16 protein-coding genes are annotated in these 17,569 nt (G+C 72.9%); 6 read left to right on the forward strand and 10 right to left on the reverse strand.

What is annotated here, in order from left to right:
• Positions 1-11: 11 nt before the first annotated feature.
• The 5 genes from J3486_RS17235 to J3486_RS17255 form a co-directional block, all read right to left on the reverse strand.
• A complete protein-coding gene (locus J3486_RS17235) occupies positions 12-2,276 on the reverse strand; it encodes a serine/threonine-protein kinase (protein ID WP_207821185.1) in 2,265 nt (754 codons plus the stop codon).
• Positions 2,240-3,190, reverse strand: coding sequence for an oxygenase MpaB family protein (locus tag J3486_RS17240; protein WP_207821186.1), 951 nt, complete (start codon positions 3,188-3,190; stop codon positions 2,240-2,242). Before J3486_RS17240 ends, J3486_RS17235 begins: the two co-directional genes overlap by 37 nt.
• 45 nt (positions 3,191-3,235) lie before the next feature.
• Complete coding sequence (locus tag J3486_RS17245; RefSeq protein WP_207821187.1) at positions 3,236-4,039, reverse strand: phosphatidate cytidylyltransferase; 804 nt, start codon at positions 4,037-4,039, stop codon at positions 3,236-3,238.
• The gene (locus J3486_RS17250) at positions 4,036-5,790 is read right to left on the reverse strand and encodes a histidinol-phosphate aminotransferase family protein (protein WP_207821188.1); all 1,755 of its coding nucleotides are present in this window, start codon (positions 5,788-5,790) and stop codon (positions 4,036-4,038) included. Before J3486_RS17250 ends, J3486_RS17245 begins: the two co-directional genes overlap by 4 nt.
• Before the next feature lie 98 nt (positions 5,791-5,888).
• The gene (locus tag J3486_RS17255) at positions 5,889-6,236 is read right to left on the reverse strand and encodes a hypothetical protein (protein ID WP_207821189.1); all 348 of its coding nucleotides are present in this window, start codon (positions 6,234-6,236) and stop codon (positions 5,889-5,891) included.
• 117 nt (positions 6,237-6,353) lie between these two features.
• Here J3486_RS17255 and J3486_RS17260 point away from each other — a divergent pair, with 117 nt between their 5' ends.
• Positions 6,354-9,305, forward strand: a complete 2,952-nt coding sequence (locus J3486_RS17260) for a BTAD domain-containing putative transcriptional regulator (protein ID WP_307804844.1) — start codon at positions 6,354-6,356, stop codon at positions 9,303-9,305.
• Here the strand turns inward: J3486_RS17260 and J3486_RS17265 are convergent.
• The 4 genes from J3486_RS17265 to J3486_RS17280 all read right to left on the reverse strand — a co-directional run bounded on the left by J3486_RS17265 (position 9,262) and on the right by J3486_RS17280 (position 12,963).
• A complete protein-coding gene (locus tag J3486_RS17265) occupies positions 9,262-10,440 on the reverse strand; it encodes an acyl-CoA dehydrogenase family protein (protein WP_207821190.1) in 1,179 nt (392 codons plus the stop codon). The two genes, J3486_RS17260 and J3486_RS17265, sit on opposite strands and share 44 nt — an antisense overlap.
• A gap of 109 nt (positions 10,441-10,549) precedes the next feature.
• On the reverse strand, positions 10,550-11,014 hold the full coding sequence (locus tag J3486_RS17270) for a ferredoxin (RefSeq protein WP_207821280.1): 465 nt from the start codon (positions 11,012-11,014) through the stop codon (positions 10,550-10,552).
• Positions 11,015-11,197: 183 nt separating this feature from the next.
• The gene (locus J3486_RS17275) at positions 11,198-11,746 is read right to left on the reverse strand and encodes a hemerythrin domain-containing protein (RefSeq protein ID WP_207821191.1); all 549 of its coding nucleotides are present in this window, start codon (positions 11,744-11,746) and stop codon (positions 11,198-11,200) included.
• 86 nt (positions 11,747-11,832) lie between these two features.
• Complete coding sequence (locus J3486_RS17280) at positions 11,833-12,963, reverse strand: enolase C-terminal domain-like protein (RefSeq protein ID WP_207821192.1); 1,131 nt, start codon at positions 12,961-12,963, stop codon at positions 11,833-11,835.
• Between the two features lie 305 nt (positions 12,964-13,268).
• On the opposite strand from J3486_RS17280, the gene J3486_RS17285 reads away from it, so the two are divergent.
• From J3486_RS17285 to J3486_RS17305, 5 genes are all read left to right on the forward strand, one after another.
• Positions 13,269-14,198 carry a cation diffusion facilitator family transporter gene (locus tag J3486_RS17285; protein ID WP_307804846.1) on the forward strand — a complete coding sequence of 310 codons (930 nt, stop codon included), beginning with the start codon at positions 13,269-13,271 and terminating at the stop codon, positions 14,196-14,198.
• 81 nt (positions 14,199-14,279) lie between these two features.
• Positions 14,280-14,681 (forward strand): VOC family protein, encoded by a 402-nt coding sequence (locus tag J3486_RS17290; protein WP_207821193.1) that lies wholly within the window; start codon positions 14,280-14,282, stop codon positions 14,679-14,681.
• Positions 14,682-14,872: 191 nt separating this feature from the next.
• Positions 14,873-15,031 (forward strand): hypothetical protein, encoded by a 159-nt coding sequence (locus J3486_RS17295; protein WP_207821194.1) that lies wholly within the window; start codon positions 14,873-14,875, stop codon positions 15,029-15,031.
• Between the two features lie 65 nt (positions 15,032-15,096).
• The gene (locus tag J3486_RS17300; protein WP_207821195.1) at positions 15,097-15,594 is read left to right on the forward strand and encodes a two-component system response regulator; all 498 of its coding nucleotides are present in this window, start codon (positions 15,097-15,099) and stop codon (positions 15,592-15,594) included.
• A gap of 126 nt (positions 15,595-15,720) precedes the next feature.
• On the forward strand, positions 15,721-16,776 hold the full coding sequence (locus J3486_RS17305; RefSeq protein WP_229378112.1) for a hypothetical protein: 1,056 nt from the start codon (positions 15,721-15,723) through the stop codon (positions 16,774-16,776).
• A 60-nt stretch (positions 16,777-16,836) separates the two neighbouring features.
• Here the strand turns inward: J3486_RS17305 and J3486_RS17310 are convergent, their stop codons facing one another.
• Complete coding sequence (locus J3486_RS17310; RefSeq protein ID WP_207821197.1) at positions 16,837-17,475, reverse strand: HdeD family acid-resistance protein; 639 nt, start codon at positions 17,473-17,475, stop codon at positions 16,837-16,839.
• Positions 17,476-17,569: the final 94 nt, after the last annotated feature.

A 17,569-nucleotide genomic window follows, 5' to 3' on the forward strand; every position in this document is an offset into this window, starting at 1 on the left:
GCCGCCGTTCCTCAGGGACGTCGTCGCAACGCCGAGATCCTGCGGTGGAGGGCCACCGCCTCCGTGGCGCGGCCCAGTTGTTCCAGGCAGTGGGCCTCGTCGTTGCGGCTGGCCAGGGTGCCGGGGTGGGACTCGCCCAGCACCCGTTCGCGGGCCGCCGCCACTGTGCGGTACTCGACCAGGGCGTCCTGCCAACGGCCGAGCCAGCCCAGGGCGACGGCGACCTCGCGGTGGCTGATGAGGGTGTCGACGTGGTCGGGGCCGAGGACCCGCTCGCGGATCGCGCAGACGTCGCGGGCCTCGGCGAGGGCCTCCTCCCAGCGGGCCATGCGGCCGAGGTTGACACCGAGGCCGTGGCGGGCGCGCAGCGTCTCCGGGTCGCCAGGGCCGCTGACGCGGGTGCGGTCGTCGATGAGGTCGCGGTAGAGCGTGAGCGCCTCCGCGCTGCGGCCGAGGCGGCCCAGGCTGATGCCGACCTCGTAGCGCGCGGCGAGGGTGTCGGGGTGGTCGGGGCCGAGCGCCTGGGCGCGGGCCTGGGCGACCTCGCGGTACGCCTGGAGGGCCTCGCTCCAGCGGCCCAACTGTCCCAGGGTGTAGCCGACTTCGCAGCGCGTGACGAGTGTGTCGGGGTGATCGGGACCGAGGACGCGGGCGCGGGCCTCCGCCACGTCGCTCGCCATCCGGTACGAGTCCTCCAGGCGGCCCAGACGGCTGAGGTTGAAGGCGAGGTTGTGGCGGCAGCGCAGGGTGTCGGGGTGCTCGGGGCCCATCGCGCGCTCACGGACGGCGAGCACGGAGGTGTACTCCTGGTGGGCCTCGAAGTGGCGGCCCAGCTTGCCCAGGACGTACGCCACTTCCTGGCGGGCGCCGAGGGTGTCCGGGTGATCGGCGCCGAGGACGCGCTCGCGGCCGTCGACCACGCGCCGGTACTCGCGCAGCGCGTCGGCGGGGCGTCCCGTGCGGCTGAGGGTGAAGGCGACCTCGTAGCGGCTGGCGAGGGTGTCGGGGTGGTCGGGGCCGAGGGCGTGCTCGCGCTCCACCGCGACCGCGCGGTGCACCTCGCCTGCCTCCGCCCAGCGGCCGAGCCGGCCCAGGCTCAGTCCGGCGTTGTGCCGGGAGGCGAGCGTGGCGAGCAAGTCCGGTGCCGGGGTGGGGCGTCGGACGGCCTCCGGGGTGATGGCCGGCTCGCCGGACGGGACGGCGGGGCGCGGGATCCACTCGCCGGCGAGTCCGGACGTCCCGTCGGGCGGGGTGATGCGCAGCCCCGAGCCGCCGGTGGCCTTGTGCCCGGTGGTCATGCCGCGCGTCCACGACGGCAGGCGCGGCTCGCGGACGATCTCGGTGTCGGTCCTGACGGCGGGCAGGTCGGGCTGCGGGGTGCGCACCGTGGGCACGTACGCGCCGCGCCCGGTGCGCCCCGCGGTGATCCGCCGCCCCAACTCGCGCGCGTCGCGGGGTCGTTCGTCGGGTTCCTTGGCGAGCAGTTCGAGGATGATCCGGTCGACGTAGGCGGGCAGGTCGGGGCGGTGGCTGCGCGGCGGTTCGGGTGGGGTGTCGCGGTGGCCGACGAGCACGGCCCAGGCGTCGTCGAGGTCGAAGGGCGGCGCGCCGGTGGCGATCTCGTACAGGACGCACCCGAGCGAGTACAGGTCGCTGCGCTGATCGACATGGGTGCCGCCGATCTGCTCGGGCGACATGTAGTGCGGGGTGCCCATGGCGATGCCGGTGCCGGTGAGCCGGGCGGTGAACCCGATGTCGTGGCCGAGGCGTGCGATGCCGAAGTCGCAGATCTTGGCGGTGCCGTCGACGAGCCGCACGATGTTCGCGGGCTTCAGGTCGCGGTGGATGATGCCCTGCTCATGCGTGTAGGCAAGGGCGGACGAGACCTGCTCGGCGACGTCGACGACGTCGTCCACGGTCAGCGGGTGGTGCCGGTTCTCCTCCAGCAGCTGGCTCAGGTTCTTGCCCTCCAGGAGCTCCATCACCAGATAGAGGATGCCCTCGTACTCGCCGAAGTCGTGCACGACGGTGATGCCGCGGTGCTGGAGTCCCGCGGCGACCCGGGCCTCTCTGCGGAAGCGCTCGCGCAGGACACGCGTGAAGGACTGGTCGCGCTGCGGCCCCAGCGGCTTGAGGCACTTGACGGCGACATGCCGCCCCAGCGACTCGTCACGGGCCCGCCACACCTCGCCCATACCGCCGCGGCCGATCAGATCGAGCAGTCGGTACCGCCCGTGGATCAGCCTGACGTCCCGGGTCTCCCCCAACTCCGGCATCGCTCGCCATCGCCCCCGTCGCCTCGCTGCTGCGCCCTCCCCGGCTCGTCCAGTATGGCTACCCATCTCCCGACTTTGTACGGCGCGGGACGGGCGTCGGCACCGAGTCTCCCCATCGCCCGCAGGATGTGTTTCGGAGGCAGTTGCCAGCGCACACGGTCGGGGACGCAGCGCAGCGCGGTACCGGTGGCGCGCAGGTGGCGGGTGACGACGGCGGGTGCGGGGGCGCGTCTGCCGTACAGCGTGTGGGCGTACGGCGGCAGGGAGGCGTACGCCAGGTTGGCCACGCGCCGCCACAGCAGTTCGCGCGCCGGTTTCAGCAGCGGATGAGCGGGCGGGCGCTGGAGGAAGTCGTCGACGGCACGGGCCTCGGGTCCCGCCGCGAGTTCGGGCCGTACCTTCTCGAAGTACTCCCGCATCTCCCGCTGATCGCCCGGGACGCCGTCGGGGTCGAGGCCGACCAGGCGGGCGCTGGTGCGGTGCTCGTGGATGTACCGGTCGGCCTGGGCGTCGGTGAGCCGGAACCCGGAGCGCCGTGCGACGTGCAGGTAGGAGTCGATCTCGGCGCAGTGCACCCACAGCAGCAGTGCCGGTTCGTCGACGCCGTACCGCTCCCCCGTGTCCGGGTCGGTGGCCGACAGATGGCTGTGGATCCTGCGGACGCGGGCGCCGGCCTTCTCGGCCGCGTCCGTCGTCCCGTACGTGGTCGTGCCGACGAAGCTCGCGGTGCGCATCAGGCGGCCCCAGGCGTCGCGCCGGAAGTCCGAGTTCTGCATGACGCCGCGCACGGCGCGGGGGTGCAGCGCCTGGAGGTACAGGGCGCGCACGCCCGCGACCCACATCATGGGGTCGGAGTGCACCTGCCAGGTCACCGAGTCGGGTCCGAAGAGTCCCGGGTCCGCGTCGTCGCGCATGCCGCACCTCCTGGTCGCAGGGTACCCGCGACCACTGACGGAAGGTCAGCCCAGCAGAAGCAGCACCGCCAGGGCGCCGAGGAGCGAGTCGACACGGTCCAGGAGGCCGCCCGAGCCGGGGAGCCAGCTGCCCGCGTCCTTCACGTCGCTGCCGCGCTTGACCATGGACTCGAAGAGGTCTCCTGCGGGGCCGCCGAGGGCGACGGCCACCGCGGTGGGCCAGCTGGCGGCGCCGAGGACGGCGAGCGTGGCGACTCCGGTGACGGCCCCCGCGAGCGTGCCGCTCCAGCGTTTGGCCGGGGACAGCGGCGAGAGGAACGGACCGCCGAGCCGCCGTCCGGCGAAGTACGCGGTGATGTCCGCGACGGAGACGGCGACGAACAGGGCGAGCCCGGTGGCGCCGAGCGGGACGAGCGCGGCGAGGACGCCGAGCCACACCAGGCCGAGCAGTCCGGCGCCGACGCGGCGCAGGCCGTGCGCCGCGTCGCCCGCCAGCAGCGGGACCGCGGCCACGGCGAGCGCTCCCGCCCCGACGGCGCGCGGTGTCCCGTGGGGCGCGAGCCAGGTGGTGAGGACGACGCCCGTCACCGCGGCGGCGAGCACCGCCCGGTCGGGCCGGGGCAGTCGCATGAGCCCGCCGAACTCCAGGACCGCGATCAGCCCGGCCGCCGCGGCGAGGACGGCGGCGCCGGGCCGCCCGAGCCAGAACGCCCCGGTGATCAGCGGCACCCCGACCGCCCACGCGCACCAGCGGATCATCAGCTCGCGGCGCCGGGACGCCACCACGCCCGCCCCGGCGAGGGCCAGCGCCCCGCCGAGCCAGGGCGCCAGGGAACCGACGGTGGTCACCGGGCGGCCCCGACGGCCGGGCGCGGCACGGGCGGCAGGAGCACGTCCAGGGCGGCCTGGCACGCGGCCACGACCCGGGCGTTCTCCGCGGTGTCCTTCACGGCGATGCGTACGGTGCGGCCCTCGTAGAGCGCGGACAGCGGCGACAGGTCGCGCAGGTACACGTCGTGGCCGCGGCACGCGCGGACGAACTGCGCGGCGCTCGGACCGCTGCGCGGCAGCGTGATGTCGAGGAAGTTCGCCACGCCCTCCTCCACCTGGACCCCCTCGCCCAACTCCGCCAGTTCCAGGGCGAGTCGGTGTCTCAGTTCGTGGGTGCGCCGCCAGTGGGCGCGATAGTGCTCCGGGTCGCGCAGCGCCGCCACCGCGGCCCGTTGCGCGGGCAGGCTCACCGGCCAGGGCGGGGTCCAGCGCCGCAGGTGCGCCGCGGTGTGCGGCTCGGCGACCAGGTAGGCGGCGCGCAGCCCCGACAGGGCGTACATCTTGGACAGCGAGGTGCACACGACGACCCGGGGGTCGGTGGTGGCGAGCGGGGCGAGCGACTCGGCGGGGTCGACATAGCCCAGGTACGCCTCGTCGATCCACCAGCGGGTGCGGGCCGGTGCGCCCTCGACGACGGCGCTCAACTCGGCGGCGGGGAAGTGGACTCCGGTCGGGTTGTTCGGGTTGACGACGACCACGAGGTCGTAGTCGCCGCCGGCGACGGCCGCGGCGAGCCGCTCCGGGTCGATCCGCCAGCCGTCCGCTCGGCGCAGCCGGAACCGGTCGACGCGGCAGCCGATCACGCGCTCCGTGACATGCGCGTACTCGCCGTACCCCGGGTCCATCAGGAGCACGCGACTGTCGGGCGTGAGCCACTGCCCGAACGCGCGGAAGATGAGGTCGGAGGAGCCGGCGCCCACGCACAGGGTCTCCGCCGGTACGCCTCTGGCCTCGGCGATCTGCGCGACGAGCCCTTCCGCGCCGGTCGGCGGAGAGGTGCGTGACAGCCAGCCGGGGTCGTCGGTGAGGGCGGCGCGCACGCCGGGCGCGGGCGGGAACCAGGCGTCGAGCACATCGGCCGCGACGACCTCCCAACGCCGGTGCAGGGTGCGGAAGTCGGTGCCGACGGCGGCGAAGGAGGCGCCGCCGTGCTCGCAGCCGTCAGGACCCGGCGCGAACGACGCGTCGAGACGCCAGTCCACGACGGACCGCAGCCGCTCCACGACGGCCCGGTACCGGTGACCGGCGGACCGGGTCAACGCGCCGACGCCGCCGGTCAGCACCTCGAACGTCACGGCGCCGCTGTGCACGGTGCGTCCGACGCGGGTCAGGCCCACGCCGAGGTACAGGTCGAGCACCTCGGTGCGGCCCATCGCGACGACATGTCGGCCGCCGCGGGAGGCGATCCAGCGCAGGGCCGCGTACATCAGCAGCGGCGCGGCGGCGCCGGACCGCTCCTCCGGTTCGACGGTGAGGATGCGCACCTCGAACGTGTCGGGCTCGTTCAGGAGCGGCAGTTCGTCGCGGGTCAGGTACTTGTCGAGGCCGAACCGGCCCGCCCACGGTGGCGTGACGCTCACGAAGCCGACGCGGTCCGCGCCGCGCGCGACGACCAGCTGGACGTTGTCGCCGTCGAGCCCGTCGCTCAGCCGCCGCGCCGGGTTCGTCGCGTGCTGGCCCAGCTCCTGGGCGTACACGCGGTGGCGCAGCTCGTGGATCCAGTCGTGGTCCTCCGATGTGGCGGTGCGCAGCTGCAGTTGACGGCCCATGAGTACCTCTTTCCGAGCGGGGCGGGGCCGTCTCATCCTCGGCTCGCGGGCGGGGCCGCGTCAGCGTGCTGCGACGCAGGGCGTCTGAGTACGGGTACTCAGGCGCGGGGCGTGGTGCGGTGGGCGCCGCCGGTGAGGTCCGCGCTGCGCTCGGCGCGGATCACGGCCCGGGCCGCCGCGAGGATCCCGCTGTCCCGGTGCGCGCCGGTGCTTGTCAGGACGCGCAGCAGCCGCGTCCGCCAGACGTCGGGGTCCGTGAGGTACGCGTCCAGGACCCGTGGCCCGTAACCACCGCCTCCGTGCGCGCGGTTCGCCTCGGCGAGCCGTCCGCGGAGCGCGTCCCTCAAAGACGCCCAGAGATCGTGGACGGGGCCGTGCGCGGTGCCGGTGAGCGCGGCCTCGGCCTCTGTGGCCAGCGCGGTGGCCACCAGTTCGGCTCCGGTCACCCGGTCCGCCGCGGACGGGGCCGGTGTGCGGTGTACGAAGTCATGTCCGTCACGGTGGCAGGGCGTGCTGCAATGCTGATGAAATTCCGATGACGTACGGAGAAGGGAAGACCCGCGGTGGAGGGGAGCACGACCGGGCGGCTGCGGATCGAGGTGCTCGGGCCGTTACGGGCCTGGCGGGACGGGACGCCGCTGGACGTGGGGCCGTTGAAACGGCAGGCGGTGCTGGCCGCGCTGGTGCTGCGGCAGGGCGCCGTGGTCACGCACGACCAGCTCCTCGACGCGGTGTGGGGCGCCCGGCCGCCCGCCTCCGGCCACAAGGTGCTGCCGAGCCAAGTCAATCCGCTGCGCCGGGCGCTGGACGTCGAGGGCACCCGGCACACGGAGTCGCTGATCCGCAGCGGCAAGGGCTGGTACCGGTGCCCGGCCGACGGCGCCCGGCTCGATGTGACGGACCTGGGCGACCGGGGCGAGCAGGCCCTGCGCACCAAGGCGTCCGGCGACCTCGCCCGGGCCGTGGACCGGCTCACCGACGTGCTCGCACTGTTCAGGGGCGAACCGCTCGCCGGGGTGCCGGGGCCTTTCGCGCGGGCCGAGCGCGACCGCCTGCTGGAACGGCGGCGCACGCTGCGGCTCGCCCGGCTCGAATGCCTGGTGCTGCTCGGCCGGTTCGACGAGGCGCTCGACGATCTGGCCGGTCCCGCCGATGCCGACCGCTACGACGAATCGCTGCTGGCTCTGCGGATGCGCGCGCTGTACGGCCGCGACCGGCAGGTGGAGGCGCTCACCGCCTTCGCGGACATGCGGGCCAGGCTGCGCGACGAGCTCGGTGTCGATCCGGGCGAGGAGCTGGGCCGCGTGCACACGGCGCTGCTGCGTCAGGACACCGCGGCCCTCGTCGGCCCGGCCGCGCCCGCCGCCGCGGACGCGCCCAGGCGCGCCGTCAATCAACTGCCCGGTGGCAGCGGCCGGCTCGTGGGCCGTGCCGAGGAGTTGGCGCTGCTGACCGCTCCGGGAGCGCCGGACGCAGTGTCCGTGATGACGGTGGACGGCGCGGCGGGCGTCGGCAAGACCGCGCTCGTCGTGCGTGCGGCCCAGCGGATCCTGGACCGGCATCCGGACGGCTGTCTGTTCATGGATCTGCACGGCCACAGCACCGAGCGCCGGCGCCTCGCCCCGCAGCCGGTGCTGCGGCGGCTGCTGCGCTCGGTCGGCGCCGACGACAGCGAGATGCCGGACGACCTCGACGAACTGATGGGCCTGTGGCGATCGGTGACGAGTTCCCTGAAGCTGCTTCTCGTCCTCGACGACGCCCTGGACGTGCGGCAGATCCGGCCGCTGCTGCCGACGGGCCCCGGCAGCACGGTGATCGTGTCCGGCAGGCAGCGGCTGTCCGGACTCGACGCGGACCGGCGGATCACCCTGGAGACGCTGTCCGGCGAGGACGCGGCATCGCTGCTGCGGACCATCGTCGGCGAGCGTCGTACCGAGCAGGAGCCCGGCGCCGTGCGGGAGTTGGCCCGGCTGTGCGCGGGCCTGCCGCTCGCGCTGCGCATCGCCGGCACCCGGTTGCAGACCCGGCCCGCCTGGACGCTGGCGTACCTCGCGGAGCGGATGGCGGACGACGAGCACCGGCTCGGTGAGCTCAGTGCCGGGGACCGCAGTGTGGAGGCGGCGTTCCGGCTGTCGTACGACCAGCTCTCGACGGCGCAGCAGCGGAGTTTTCGCGCGGTGGGCCTCGCGCCGACGGTCGAGTTCGACGCGCGGACCCCCGCGGCCGTACTCGGCCGGTCGCGGCACGAGGCCGAGCGGGTCATGGAGGAGCTCGTCGACACCAGCCTCGTCCAGGAGTCGCGGCCGGGCCGCTACCGGCTGCACGACCTGGTCCGGGTCCATGCGCGGCGGCTCGCCGAGGAGGTGCCCGCCGAGGCCGCTGCCGCGCGCACGGCGGCGCTGCGGCTGTATCTCGACGCGGCACGCGCCGCCAGCGCATGGGGCCGCGGGGGTTTCCCCACGGGCCCGGAGCCGGCCGGATCCGCGTTCCCGAACTGGCGGGACGCGGTGCGCTGGCTCGACGCTGCGGGCCCCGAACTCGTGGACGTGGTGGAGCACGCCGCCACGTACGCGGAGCCCGAGCTCGCGTGCTGGATCGCGGAGGCGCTCACGGCCCACTTCCTCGGCCGGGGCCGGCACCAGGACTGCCAGAGCGCGATCGAGACGGCGCTCGCCCAGGCGGACCGGGCGAGCGACCGGCGCATGGCGCTCGCGCTGGGCAACGCGCTCGGCCTGACGCTCATGCACCGGGCGCGGTTCGTGGCGGCGTACGTCTGTCTGAGCGAGACGCTGGACCTCACGCGCGCGCACGCGAACCGGCACGAGGAGGCACGGGCGCTGATCGGTCTCGGCACGATGGCCGGTCTCGGCACGCCCGGGGCGCGGGCCGGTCACCGGGCGACGGGAACAGAGTGGCTCGCCGAGGGCCGGGACCTGGCCTGGGAGCACGCGGACCACTGGCTGGCCGCGATGGGCTCGTTCGCGCTCGGCGTCGTCCGCCACGACCAGGGGCAGGACGCGCAGGCGCTGGATCACTTCCGCGACGCGTGCGCGGACGGCGGCGCCCCGCGCGCGGTGGCCCGGGCCCTGACCTCCAACCTCGACCTGTATCTCTACCTGGGACGGCCGCGGACCGTGGACCTGTTGCGGCGGGTGGCCCCGGTCATGGCGGAGACCGGCGACGCCAGGCTGCACGCGCTCGCCCTGGCCCGGCTCGCGGCGGCCGAGCAGGCGGTGGGCGGTCTCGACGCCGCCGAGGCCGCGTGCCGCACGGCGCTGGCACGCCACCGCACGCTGGAGGAACGGGACGATCCGGACCACGGCCGGCACGAGATGGACCTGCACATCCGGCTGGGCCGCATCGCCCGCGCGAGGGGACGGCAGGACGTGGCGGTGGCCCGGTTCGGGGCGGCGCTCGCCGTGCCCGGCGCCGACCTGTTCCCGCTGGAGCACGCTCGGGCGACGGAGGGGCTCAGCGCCGCACCCGCGGCATCCCCAGTCCGATCCACGAGATGATCTCCCGCTGGATCTCGTTGTTGCCGCCGCCGAAGGTGAAGATCACCGCCGACCGGTAGCCGCGTTCCAGTTCGCCGTGGAGCACGGCACCGGCGCTCCCCTCCTTCAATGCGCCGGCCGCGCCCACGACTTCCATCAGCCACGCGTACGCGTCGCGGCGTGCCTCCGAGCCGTAGACCTTCACGGCGGAGGCGTCCTGCGGCATGAGCGTGCCCTCCTGGACGGCGTTCACCATCTGCCAGTTGAGGAGTTTCATCGCGTCGAGCCTGGTGTGCGTCTGCGCGAGGCGCTTGCGCACCCAGCCGAGGTCGATGACGCGGCGCCCGTCCGCGAGCTTGGTCTCCATGGCCCAGCGCTGCACGTCGTGCAGGGCGCGGATCGCCATGGTGCCGTGCGCGGCGAGGGTGACGCGTTCGTGGTTGAGCTGGTTCGTGATGAGCCGCCAGCCCTTGTTCTCGTCGCCGACGCGGCGCGCGAGGGGGACGCGGATGTTCTCGTAGTAGCTCGCCGTGGTGTCGTGCGAGGCAAGGGTGTTGATGACGGTGCAGGAGTAGCCGGGGTCGGACGTCGGCACGAGCAGCATCGTGATGCCCTTGTGCGGGGGCGCGTCCGGGTCGGTGCGGACGGCGAGCCAGACCCAGTCGGCGGTGTCGCCGTTGGTGGTCCAGATCTTCTGGCCGTCGACGACGTAGGTGTCGCCGTCGCGCACCGCCTTCGTCTTCAGGGCCGCGAGATCGGTGCCCGCGTCGGGCTCGCTGTAGCCGATCGCGAAGTCGATCTCGCCCGAGAGGATCCGGGGCAGGAAGTACTCCTTCTGTTCGTCCGTGCCGAACTGCATGATCGTCGGGCCGACGGTGTTCAGTGCCATCAGCGGCAGCGGGACACCGGCCTGCGCGGCCTCGTCGAAGAAGATGAACTGTTCCATCGGGGTCAGGCCGCGCCCGCCGTACTCCTTCGGCCAGCCCACACCGAGCCAGCCGTCGGTGCCGAGGCGGCGCACCGTCTCGCGGTAGAAGCGCTTCTGGGCGGCCGGGTCCTCGTACCGGGCGTAGGCGTTGTCGGGCACGAGCTCGGCGAAGTAGGCGCGCAGCTCGGTGCGCAACTGCTGCTGCTCGGGCGTGTATTCGAGGTGCACGGCCCCTCCTGGCGTTCCACTGGCGGCGTCTGACGGCGTCTCAGATTCGACTGACGGCGCACACGGTAGAACTCGTTCCAGAAATGGGGAAGAGCGATGACGGGACCGATCACGGGGCGGGCGGCGGGTTCCGCTCCAAGGTGGCCAGGAAGTCGGTGCAGGCCCGGGCGCACGCCCGGCAGCGTTCGGCGCAGTCGGCGGCTTCCGGGGCCGCATCGCAGGCGTGGGCGCACTCCAGGGCGACGGCGCGGCACCACTCGACCTGGAGCCGCAGCGCGTACTCGTCCTGGAGCGTCTCCTCCGACAGCAGCCGGCAGGTCGCGTCGCACACCTCCACGCCGAGCAGCAGGGCGCGCCGCAGTCCGGTCGGCGCCCCGGGCGCCGGGGCGGGTCCCGCGGGCGCGGGGCGGACCGGGCCGGATCCCGTCGGCGGGATCACGCCGAGGTCTGTCGAGCTGACCAGGACCGCGCAGGCGCGGGCGCACTCGGTGCAGGACTGCGCGCACGAGAAGCGGTCCTCCAGGAAGCGGACCCGGTCGTCCTCGGCCGGTCCCGCGGGGAGTTCGGCGGCCAGGGCCGGGTACGCGTCCGTGGCGTCCTCGGCGTAGGGGTGCGAGTGCTTCGCCTCGGATGTCACCGGTCCTGCTCCTTCGCAAGGGTCGTTCGTGTCCGGTGCGGGTAGCCCGATCGTCCGTCGCCAAACCGGGCGGGTGGGGCACGGGGGCGTGCCCCGCGCCCCACCCCTGCCGGCGCTCCGTCAGGTGCCCATCACCTTGCGGATGGCGTCCCTGGCGTGGTCCACGACGGTCGCCACGGGTGTCGTGACGAGGTTCTTGGTCGCGGTGTCGGTGCCGGGGTGCGGGCGGGTCGGCGCGACGGCCTCCGCCGCCCGCACCGCACGCGCCAGGTTCGCCAGCTTCCCCTGGTCCGCGACTTCCTTGAAGTGCGCGAACTCGTAGTGCTCCTCCTTCTCGGCATGCGCGAGGACGTCCTGGCGCAGCGCCGCGAACCGGTCGAGGAACTCGGCGGAGTCGGGGTCCATGTCGTCGAGTTGGGCCAGGACCTTCTTGGCGCTTTCCTCTTCCTCGAGACGGTCCTTGACGACGAGTTCACCGCCGTCGATGTTCTTGCGCGCGAAGGGGTGCACGACCTCTTCCTCGGCGGTCTCGTGGACCGCGAGGAGCCTCACGAGTTCATGGAAGTGCCGTCCGCGCTCCTCCCCCTTGGTATTGGCCACCTCCTCGAACAGGGTGCGTATCCGGACGTGCTGCTGCTCCAGCAGCTCCACCACGTCGTTGGATGTCATTCCGTCCGTCCTTCGTCTCGGGTGCGGAGCGGGCGGGTACCCGCCCGCCGCGGTCGTTACGCACCCCTGAATCCGGTCGGCGCCCGTCAGGCGACCCGGTACTCCTCGATCTCCTCGCCGCGCACTTCGAGTCCGTTGCCCGGACCGTTCTCGCCGGGGCGTATCACGCCGCCCGTGGGGTCGAGGACGCCGCCGAAGAACATCGACTCGATGCGGACATGGTCGTGGAACCACTCGACGTGCCGCAGGTTGGGCACGCACGCCGCCACGTCGGCGTGCGCGTGCGGGGCGCCGTGCGCGGAGACCTCCAGGCCGTGGGCCTGGGCGAGGGCGGCCGCGCGCAGGAACTCGGTGATGCCGCCGCACCGCGTGACGTCGATCTGGACGCAGTCGACGGCGCCCGCGCCGATCATGCGGGCGAAGCAGGGCAGGTCGTAGCCGTACTCCCCCGCCGTCACGTCGCACACGAGGGCGTCGCGCACGAGCCGCAGGCCGGTGAGGTCGTCCGCGGAGACGGGCTCCTCGAACCAGCCGACCATCTGCGCCACGAGGGCCTCGCCGACCCGGACCGCCTGCTTGCGGTTGTAGGCGCCGTTGGCGTCGACGTACAACTCGGCCTGCGGACCGATGACTTGGCGGGCGTGCCGGACCCGCTGCAGATCCCGGGGGACCGCCCTGCCCCACCCCTCCCCGACCTTGATCTTCACGCGGGGGATGTGCTGACCGTGCACCCAGCCGCTGAGCTGGGCCGCGAGATGGGTGTCGTGGTACGTGGTGAAGCCGCCGCTGCCGTAGACGGGCACGTCCGCGCGGGCCGCGCCGAGGAGCCGCACGAGCGGGAGGTCCATCAGCCGGGCCTTGAGGTCCCACAGGGCGAGATCGACGGCGGACAGGGCGCAGGACGCGACGCCGGGGCGGCCCGCGTTGCGCACGGCGCGGCACATCCGGCCGTGGGCCGCGGGGATGTCGAAGGCGTCATGCCCCCTGACGAGCGGGGCGAGTCGGTCGCACACGAGGTCGGCGGCGGCCGGGGGCGCGTAGGTCCAGCCGATGCCGGTGGTGCCGTCGGCGGCGCGGGCCTCGACGAGGACGGCCGTGGTGGTGTCCCAGGCGAGGGTGCCGTCGGCCTCGGGGGCGTCGGTGGGGACGGTGTAGGCGGACACGTCGAGGGTGAGGACGGGGAGGCAGGGGGACGGGACGGGCTTCTCGGTGTTCATCTGTGTACCGGGGTGTCAGGGGCCCGCGGGCCCGCTCGTGCGCCCCGGTTCGGACGGGCTGCCCGCGCGGTCGGCGAGGGCCATGATCTCCTCCAGGGACGGTGGCGCCGTGTCGCTGCCCGGCCGGGTAACCCGGATGCCGGGCGCGGAAACGTTTACGGGAACCCACGCCGGTTACTCAGCACCGGTACCGGTGCGACCTTGATCCGTTCGATGTCGTACCGCGCATCACGCATCCGAGCACGGCCATCACCTCCCGAGCACGCCGAGTTCCCGTAACTCCCCCACCTACACTGAGAGATGAAGTGACTGAGCAATCGACTGAAGGGGACCGCAAGACCCGGATCACGGTCCTGGTGGCGCTCGCCGCCAATCTGCTGATCGCCGTGGCGAAAGCGGTGGGCGGTCTGATCGCCGCGTCGCCCGCGCTGCTGTCGGAGGCCGCGCACTCGGTCGCCGACAGCCTCAACGAGGTGTTCCTGCTGGCGGCGCTGCGCCGCAGCCGCAAACCGGCGGACCCCAAGCACCCGTTCGGCTACGGCAAGGAGCGGTTCTTCTGGTCGCTGCTCGCGGCCGTCGGCATCTTCGTGATGGGTGGCTGCTTCTCGTTCTTCCAGTCCTTCGAGGCGTTCACGTCGGGCGGCGGCCAGGAGGAGTCGCGGACGGGGTACGTCGCCGGTCTCGTCGTCCTCGGCGTCGCGCTGGTCGCCGAGGGCACGTCACTGGTCCGGGCCGTCCTCCAGGTCCGTTCGCAGCCGGGCGACGGCATCGGCTCCGACCCGGCGCTGCGTACGGTCCTCGCCGAGGACAGTACGGCGGTGGCCGGTGTGCTGTTCGCCGCGGCCGGCATGACGCTGCACATGGTGACGGGCCGCATCGAGTGGGAGGCGGGCGCCTCCCTCGTCATCGGACTGCTGCTCGTGTACGTCGCGTACGGCCTGGGGCGCAGCGCCCGCGACCAGTTGATCGGCGAGGCCGACCCGAAGCTGCGCCACGACATCCAGCAACTTCTGGAGGCCCAGGACGAGATCGACTACGTGGCCGCCCTCCACACGATGCGGCTCGGCACGGACTCGACGCTGGTCGCGGCCCGCATCGATCTGACCCCGGGCATCGACAGCGAGCGTTTCGAGCTGGCGAGCGAGCGCATCAAGCGGGCGGTGCGGGAGCGGTGGCCCGAGGCGGACCAGGTGTTCCTGGATGTGGTGGAGGCGCCCCAGGGCGTCCGCGGCTGAGTCGCCTGCGGGGCCGCCCCACGCCGGCGGTTGGCAGCCGCGCGTTCGGGTACCCGGCGGGCAGCCGACGGAGGAGGAGCCATGGGCCTGGTGGAGGCGGGAGTGCTGATGCTCGACTGTGCGGAACCGGAGGAACTCGCCGAGTTCTACCGGACATTGCTGGACGGAGAGATTCACGCGGCCCCCGGCAGCGACCGCGTCGACGTGATCGGCGAGCGGGGTACGCACTTGGCCTTCCGCCGCGACCTGAACGCCACGCCGGCCTCCTGGCCGCGCCCCGACGACTCCCAGCAGGCCCATCTGGACTTCCTCGTGCCGCGGCAGGACATGGACGAGGTGGAGCGGCTCATCATCGGCCTCGGCGCCCGTCCCATCGAGACGCGCGGCGCCCGTGGTCCCCAGGAGACGCGGGTGTACTCGGATCCGGCCGGGCACCCGTTCGCGGTGCACTGCGCCGAGCGGCCCGCGCCCAAGGCGCATTGACGGCCGGTCCGGGGCGCGGAGGATCGGCGGGCGCCTCAACGAGCCCGCCCGCCCCGTAGGACCCGTGCGCCCCATACGACCCCATACGAGCACAACCGACCACTCAAATATGCCCTGTTGTTGTTTCAAGGGCGTCTACAGATCTGTCTACAAAACAAATCGATCAGAATCGACCGAGGAGAGGATCGATCATGAGGCCCGTCGCACGCGCCCCGCACCCCGCCGAAACCAAGCGCGAGGTCAAGGGCCGGATCCGGACCTGCCGCCCGGCCCGAGGCGATCTCCGCGAGCCGTCGGGGTCCGATCAGAAGCGCGATCCGGAGTGGAATCTGGTGCGCGGAGACGACTGACGGCCCCTTCCATCCCCCTCGTTCCGGCATATGCTGTCGGTGCCGACGAGGGGAGGCTCCTGGCGATGCCCACCGTTGCACGGCCCAAGATCCTCGTCGTCGACGACCGCGACGACACACTCTTCGCGATGGAAAGCGCACTCGCTCCGCTCGGCTACCCGATGGACCGCGCGAGCTCCGGCGACGAGGCCCTGAAGACGGTGTTGCGCGGCGGGGTCGCGCTGGTCCTGCTCGATGTGCTGATGCCCGACATCAGCGGTCTTGAGGTCGCCCAGTACATGACACGCGTGGAGCAGACCCAGGACATCCCGATCATGCTGATCACCGGCGCCGGCCAGGACCCCACCCTGGCCTCGAAGGCCTTCGAGCTGGGCGTCGCCGACTACGTCGTCAAGCCGATCGACCCGTGGGTGATGCGGACGAAGGTCCGCTATCTGTACGAGATGAGCCGCCGCCTGCACGCTCTGCGTGAGCGCCTGAGGGCGTACGAGCACCGGAGCGAGGAGTTCCGGGGCCCGGCATCACTACCCGTCGAGGACCGTCCGCTGCCGCGGCCCGCCTGACCCGGCAGCCTCCGCCTCCACCCCTCGTGGCCATGGTCACACCCCTCGCGGGCCGCCCGGTCCCCATATGGTTGTAGAGTACAACAGGGTAAGAGTTGTATAAGCCAACCCATGGAGGTCCCGCTCATGCCCGCGCGCAATCCCGCGCTGCGTCACGTGCTGACGCATCTGCTCACCCCGCTCCTGATGTGCGTGGGCATGGGCCTGGCGTATCTCGGCGCGTTCGCCCACCCCGAGCCCCATCACCTGCCGATCGCCGTCGTCGGCTCGGGCCCGGAGGCGAAGGTCTTCGCGCAGACGGTCAAGGACAAGGCGGGCGACGCGCTCGACGTGCGCACCCTCGGCGACCGGACCGCCGCGATCGACCAGCTCAAGACCCGCGACATCGACGGCGCGTACGTCCTGGCGGGCCGGACCGCCGAGGCTCCGGAGCTGATCGTGGCCTCCGCGGGCTCCGACACCACGGTCTCCGTCGTGGAGAAGATCTTCACGCCGGTCGCCGCGCAGCAGGGCGAGCCGCTGAAGGTCACGGACGTGGTGCCGACGGTCGAGGACGACCCGACGGGCCAGGGCCTGTTCTTCCTGCTCGTGGCGCTCAGCATCGGCTCGTACGCGTCGGTCGCGGTGCTCGGCGGCGCCGGTGCCGCGCTGAGGATGCGCACCCGGGCACTGCTCGTGGTCGGCGTCTCGGCGGTCGTCAGCCTGATCGGCGCGGCCTTCGCCGGTCCGCTCTTCCACCTCGCCCACACCAGCCTGTGGGGCCTGTGGGGCATGGCGTGGCTCTACTCGGCGGGCATCCTGTTCATCGGCGTCGGCCTGCACACGTTCCTGAAGCGGTGGACGACGCTCGGCGTGATGGTGCTGTTCGTGATGCTCAACTTCACCAGCTCCGGCGGGATCTTCCGGCCCGAGCTGCAGAACGGCTTCTTCGGCAGCCTGCACGCGTTCTGGAACGGTGCCGGGTTCGTCGAGGGCGCGCGCAGCCTGCTGTACTTCGGCCACCACGACCTGGCGCGCGACATCTGGACCCTGGTGGCCTGGCTGGCCGTGGGCCTCGTGGTCATCGGCGTGGCGGCGCTCGCCGAGCACCGTCAGGAGCGGGCGCTCGCGCGGGAGACCGCCGCTGCCGCGGACGACGAGCCCGCGGTCGAGGAGGAGCTGGAGGAGGCCGTCGGCGTCTGACCGCGCTCTCCGCAGGAGAGAAGCCCCTCGCACCCACCGGGCGCGAGGGGCTTCGTCCGCTCAGGCGCCCTGCGGAATGTTCTTCGCCTTCTTCCGCACGACGAACGCCGTGATGATCTCCACCACGCCGACCACCAGCAGCCACAGACCGCCGACCATGGTGAGGACCGCGACCGACTCGAAGGGCGAGTCGATCAGGACGATGCCGGCCAGCGCGGTGACCACACCGAGGAAGATCTGCCAGCCGCGTGCGGGCATCGTCGGATCGGAGGCCGCGGCGACGGTCTGTGTGATCCCGCGGAACAGCCAGCCGATACCGATCCAGAGGCCGAGCAGCAGGATCGACTGCATCGCCCCGCGGAAGCAGAACAGACCGAGCAGCACCGACAGGGCGCCGCTGATGAAGCCGATGATCCGCATCCCGGTGGTGATGTGGTTGCCGAAGGCGGCGATCAGCTGGAAGACGCCGCTGACGACGAGGTAGACGCCGAACAGGATGCCCGCCGCCCACAGCGAGGCGCCCGGCCACACCAGGACGAGGACGCCGAGGATGATCGAGGAGAGACCCATCAGCAGCACGGCCTGCCAGGCGTTCCGAGCGAGTCTGCCCAGGGGGCCCTGATCGGTGAGCCCGGAATGCGGGCCGCCGGCGTCGGGCGTCTGCTGCGGAGTCTGAGGGTCGTACGGTGCTTGGGTCATGTCCGACTGTTCGCACACCGCCCGGAGTTCGGCCATCGGAGTGGGCCGAACGGGCGACGTCACCGAGGACCGGACGCCCGCGCCGCACAATGGC

The organism is Streptomyces sp. VRA16 Mangrove soil, assembly GCF_017377775.1.
Lineage (GTDB): Bacteria > Actinomycetota > Actinomycetes > Streptomycetales > Streptomycetaceae > Streptomyces.

Excerpts from the sequence above, each read along its gene's own strand:
- J3486_RS17290 (WP_207821193.1), top strand. The coding sequence starts at position 14,280 with ATGGGCCTGGTGGAGGCGGGAGTGCTGATGCTCGACTGTGCGGAACCG.
- J3486_RS17235 (WP_207821185.1), bottom strand. The coding sequence starts at position 2,276 with ATGCCGGAGTTGGGGGAGACCCGGGACGTCAGGCTGATCCACGGGCGG.
- J3486_RS17300 (WP_207821195.1), top strand. The coding sequence starts at position 15,097 with ATGCCCACCGTTGCACGGCCCAAGATCCTCGTCGTCGACGACCGCGAC.
- J3486_RS17275 (WP_207821191.1), bottom strand. The coding sequence starts at position 11,746 with ATGACATCCAACGACGTGGTGGAGCTGCTGGAGCAGCAGCACGTCCGG.
- J3486_RS17280 (WP_207821192.1), bottom strand. The coding sequence starts at position 12,963 with ATGAACACCGAGAAGCCCGTCCCGTCCCCCTGCCTCCCCGTCCTCACC.
- J3486_RS17305 (WP_229378112.1), top strand. The coding sequence starts at position 15,721 with ATGCCCGCGCGCAATCCCGCGCTGCGTCACGTGCTGACGCATCTGCTC.
- J3486_RS17240 (WP_207821186.1), bottom strand. The coding sequence starts at position 3,190 with ATGCGCGACGACGCGGACCCGGGACTCTTCGGACCCGACTCGGTGACC.
- J3486_RS17250 (WP_207821188.1), bottom strand. The coding sequence starts at position 5,790 with ATGGGCCGTCAACTGCAGCTGCGCACCGCCACATCGGAGGACCACGAC.
- J3486_RS17295 (WP_207821194.1), top strand. The coding sequence starts at position 14,873 with ATGAGGCCCGTCGCACGCGCCCCGCACCCCGCCGAAACCAAGCGCGAG.
- J3486_RS17310 (WP_207821197.1), bottom strand. The coding sequence starts at position 17,475 with ATGACCCAAGCACCGTACGACCCTCAGACTCCGCAGCAGACGCCCGAC.